Source organism: Kitasatospora sp. NPDC089509 (assembly GCF_044749365.1).
GTDB lineage: Bacteria > Actinomycetota > Actinomycetes > Streptomycetales > Streptomycetaceae > Kitasatospora.
Map to the genome: position 1 here is coordinate 1 of NZ_JBIVHS010000054.1, position 4,863 is coordinate 4,863.

The 4,863-nt window shown below is 76.6% G+C and carries 2 protein-coding genes; both read left to right on the forward strand.

Annotated features, from left to right (window positions below; genetic code table 11):
- Window positions 1-3,654: SDR family NAD(P)-dependent oxidoreductase (locus tag ACIP4P_RS44970; protein WP_400930300.1), on the forward strand; the 3,654-nt coding region annotated here is incomplete at its 5' end.
- Window positions 3,655-3,657: 3 nt separating this feature from the next.
- Window positions 3,658-4,863: beta-ketoacyl synthase N-terminal-like domain-containing protein (locus ACIP4P_RS44975; RefSeq protein ID WP_400930303.1), on the forward strand; the 1,206-nt coding region annotated here is incomplete at its 3' end.

Here is a 4,863-nt window from a genome sequence, read left to right on the forward strand (position 1 = left end):
GCCCACCCCGACACCCCCGAAGCCCACCTCCTCCACCGCACCGCCTACACCCAACCCGCCCTCTTCGCCCTCCAAACCGCCCTCCACCACCTGCTCCGCACCCTGGTCCCCGCACCCGACGTCCTGATCGGCCACTCCGTCGGCGAGATCGCCGCCGCCCACCTGGCCGGCGTGCTGTCGCTCCCCGACGCGGCCACGCTGGTCGCCGCCCGGGCCCGGCTGATGGACGCCCTGCCGGCGGGCGGGGCGATGGCCTCGATCGAGGCGGACCCGTCCGAGATCGAGGCCGAGTCGGCGGCCGCACCCGGCCGGATCGCCGTCGCCGCCGTGAACGGTCCGCTCGCCACCGTGGTCTCCGGCGACGCGGACGCCGTGGACGAGCTGGTGGCCCGCTGGCGGGGCCGGGGCCGCCGAGCGGCCCGGCTCAGGGTCAGCCACGCCTTCCACTCCCCGCTGATGGACCCGATGCTCGCCGAGTTCCGCGAGGTCGCCGGGCGCCTCGGCTACGCGGAGCCCGAGGTGCCGGTGGTCTCGAACCTCACCGGTCAGATCGCCGAGCCGGGCGAGCTGACCGATCCCGAGTACTGGGTGCGGCACGCCCGCGAGGCGGTGCGCTTCCACGACGGGCTGACGGCCCTGCGGGCGTCCGGGGTCCGGCGGTTCGTCGAGCTCGGGCCGGACGCCGTCCTCACCACCCTGGTGGAGACCGCGCTCGCCGCCGAAACGACCGGAACGACCGAAGCACCCGAAGCGCCGGCCGTGGTCGTCCCGACGCTACGGCGCGACCGGGACGAGGTGTCCGGCCTGCTGCTGGCGCTCGGCGCCCTGTACGTCGACGGCGGCGAGGTCGACTGGCCGGTGCTGCTGGGCCGTTCGGGGACGCCGGTCGAGCTGCCCACCTACCCCTTCGAGCACCGCCGCCACTGGCTGGACGCACCGGCCACGTCGGCCGCGTCCGGCACCACCGGCCACCCGCTGCTGTCCACCGAGGTGACGCTCGGCGACGACGGCGGCGCGGTGCTCACCGGCCGGGTGTCGGCCCGCACCCACCCCTGGCTGACCGACCACGCCATCGACGGGACGGTGCTGCTGCCCGGCACGGCCCTGCTCGAACTGGCGCTGCGGGCAGGCGTGTCGGTGGGCCTCCGCACCCTGGAGGAACTCACCCTGGAGTCCCCCGCCGTGCTGCCCGAGCAGGGTGCGCTGCGGCTCCAGGTCGTCGCCGGACCGGCCGACGGGCAGGGCACCCGCCCGGTGGCGGTGTACTCCCGCCACGACGACTCCGAGCCGTGGACCCGCCACGCCTCCGGCACCCTGACCGCCGGTTCCCCGCACCGCCCGTCCGCCGAACCCGCCGAACCCGCCGCCCCGGCCGCGCCCGTGACCGCCGCCTTCTACGCCGAACTCGCCGCCGAGGGCTACGGCTACGGACCCGCCTTCCGTGCGGTCACCGCCGTCGGCCGGGACGGCGCGGAGTCCTCCGCCGAGCTCCGGCTGCCCGAGGAGCTCGATCCGTCCGGGTTCCTGCTCCACCCCGCCCTGCTGGACGCCGCCCTGCACCCACTGGTGAAGGGCCGCGGCGACCGGGGTACCGGCCGGATCGCCCTGCCCTTCGCCTGGTCCGGCGTCTCCCTCGGCGCGGCCTCCCCCGCCACCGCGGCCCGGGTCCGGATCACCCCGACCGGCCCCGACTCCGCCCGGCTGGAGCTGACCGACGCCGCCGGGGTGCCCGTCGCCACCGTCGCCTCGCTGACGCTCCGGGAGGTGGAGACCGCCCGGCTCGGCGGGGCGGACCCGGCGGTGGCCCGCGACCTGCTGCGGGTCGACTGGCAGCCCGCCGAAGCGGCCCCGACGGCACCGGTCCGCTCGGTGGCCGTCCTGGGCGCTCCCGACCCGGAGCTGACGGCCGCTCTGCGGGCCGCCGGAGCGGTGCTGCGGGAGCCGGTCGAAGCCCCCGACGTCCTGCTGGTGCGCGCACCGTCCGGCCAGGACGAGCCGCTGAGCGCCGCCCACGCGAGCGCCCATACCGTCCTGGCGACGCTGCAGAGCGTCCTGGCGGACGAGCGGCTGGCCGACACCCGGGTGGTGGTGGTCACCGAGGGCGCCACCGACGGCGGCACGCCGCACGCCCTGGCCGGGGCGACGGTCGGCGGCCTGGTCCGCTCGGCGCTCGGCGAGCAGCCCGGTCGGCTGGCCCTGGTCGACCTGGACGGCACCCCGCGGTCGCTGCGCGCGCTGCCCGCCGCACTCGCCCTGGCCGAGCCCGAAGTGGCCGTCCGACAGGGCCGGTTGACGGTGCCCCGGCTGGTCCGGGCCGGCGCCGCGACACCGGTGGACGCCCGGCCGGTGGACCCGGACGGCACGGTGCTGATCACCGGCGGCACCGGCGCGCTCGGCGCCTTGCTGGCCCGGCACCTGGTGCGGACCGGGCAGGCCCGGCGCCTGCTGCTGGTCAGCCGGCGCGGCCCGGACGCGCCCGGGGCGGCCGAGCTGCTGGCGGAACTGTCGGCCCTCGGCGCGGAGGCCACCGTGGCGGGCTGCGACGTCGCCGACCGGGAGGCGCTGGCCGGGCTGCTGGCGGGGATCCCGGCGGACCGGCCGCTGACGGCGGTGATCCACACGGCGGGCGTGCTGGACGACGGGGTCGTCTCCGCGCTGACGCCCGCGCGCCTGGCGGCCGTCCTGCGGGCCAAGGCCGATGCGGCCTGGCACCTGCACGAGCTGACCCGGGAGGCGGCCCCGGCCCGGTTCGTGCTGTTCTCCTCGGTGGCCGGGGTGCTGGGCACCGCCGGCCAGGCCAACTACGCGGCCGCCAACGCCTTCCTGGACGCCCTGGCCCGGCACCGGCACGCCCTCGGCCTGCCCGCCACCGCCCTGGCCTGGGGCCTGTGGTCCGGCCCGGGCGGGATGGGCGACCGGCTGGACGAGGCCGGCCGGTCCCGCTTCGAGCGCCTGGGCCTGGCCCCGATCGGCGCCGAGCGCGGACTCGCCCTGTTCGACGCCGCACTCGCCCGACCGGACGCCGTGCTGGTGCCCGCCCCGACCCTTCCGGCCGCCCTGCAGCGGGCGGCCGCCGAGGGGCGGCTCGCCCCGATCCTGTCCGGGCTGGTCGCCCCGACCCCGGAGAAGGCACCCGCCGCGCCGCACACCTCCGGTCTGGCCGAACGGCTCGCCGGCCAACCCGCCGAGGCCCGGACCGCGCTGCTCGGCGACTACCTGCGCGACAAGGTCGCCACGGTGCTCGGCCACGCCCCGCAGTCGCTGAGCGAGCACCGCGGCTTCCTGGAACTCGGGGTGGACTCGCTGACCGCCGTCGAACTGCGCAACCGGATCAACGCCGACACCGGCCTGCGTCTGCCGCCCACCCTGCTGCTCGACCACCCGACGATCGGCGGCCTGGCCCGCCACCTCGGGACCGCACTGGCCCCCGATCCGATCGCTCCCTCCCCCGACCGGCTCCGCGCGGACATCGACCGGCTGACCGCCGCGCTGGCCGCCCTGGGCGCCCCCGAACGCGGCCCGCTGCTCACCGCCCTGCGCGAGCTGCTGGCACCGCTCGACCCGCTCCACACCGACCTGGACACGGCCACCGACGACGAGATCTTCGACCTGATCGCCGAGGAGCTCGGCATCACCGACAGCGAGGAGGGCTAGGCGATGAGCACCACCGAGGAGAAGCTCCGCGGCTACCTCAAGCGCGTCACCACCGAGCTGCGGCAGAACCGCCGCCGGTTGGACGAGCTGGAGGCCCGGGAGTCCGAGCCGATCGCGATCGTCTCGATGGCGGGACGCTTCCCGGGCAACGTCAACTCTCCCGAAGAACTCTGGGAGTTGGTCGAGCGCGGCGGGGACGCCGTGGGCGCCTTCCCGGCGGACCGGGGCTGGCCGGAGGAGCTCTACCACCCCGACCCGGCCAAGCCCGGGCACAGCTACACCCGCGAGGGCGGATTCCTCTACGACGCCGGGCAGTTCGACGCCGAGTTCTTCGGCATCTCCCCCCGCGAGGCGACCGCGATGGACCCGCAGCAGCGGCTGCTGCTCGAAGTCGCCTGGGAGTCCCTGGAACGCGCCGGGCTGCGCCCCGACGACCTGCGCGGCACCCGTACCGGGGTGTTCGCCGGGGTGATGTACCACGACTACGGCTCCCGGTTCCGGCGCGCCCCGGAGGAGTTGGAGGGCTATCTGGTCGTCGGCAGCGCGGGCAGCGTGGTCTCCGGCCGGATCGCCTACACCCTCGGGCTGGAGGGCCCGGCAGTCACCGTGGACACCGCCTGCTCCTCCTCGCTGGTCGCCATCCACCTGGCCGCGCAGGCGCTGCGCGGCGGCGAGTGCACCCTGGCCCTGGCCGGCGGGGTCACCGTGATGTCCACCCCCGCGACCTTCGTCGACTTCAGCCGCCAGGGCGCCAACTCCCCCGACGGGCGCTGCCGTTCGTTCGCGGCCGACGCGGACGGGACGGGCTGGGCGGAGGGCGTGGGCGTGCTGGTGCTGGAGCGGCTGTCCGACGCCCGGCGCCACGGACACCCGGTCCTCGCCGTGGTCCGCGGCAGCGCGGTGAACCAGGACGGCCGCAGCAGCCAGCTGACCGCGCCGAGTGGACGGGCCCAACAGCGGGTCATCGCCGAGGCGTTGCGACGCTCGGGCCTGACCGCCGACGAGGTGGACGCGGTCGAGGCCCACGGAACCGGCACCACCCTCGGCGACCCGATCGAGGCCAACGCCCTCATCGAAGCCTACGGACGCCACCGCACCGGCGAACCCCTCTGGATCGGCTCACTCAAATCCAACCTCGGCCACATGCAAGCCGCCGCCGGCGTCGGCGCCGTCATCAAAACCGTCGCCGCCCTCAACCACGCCACCCTC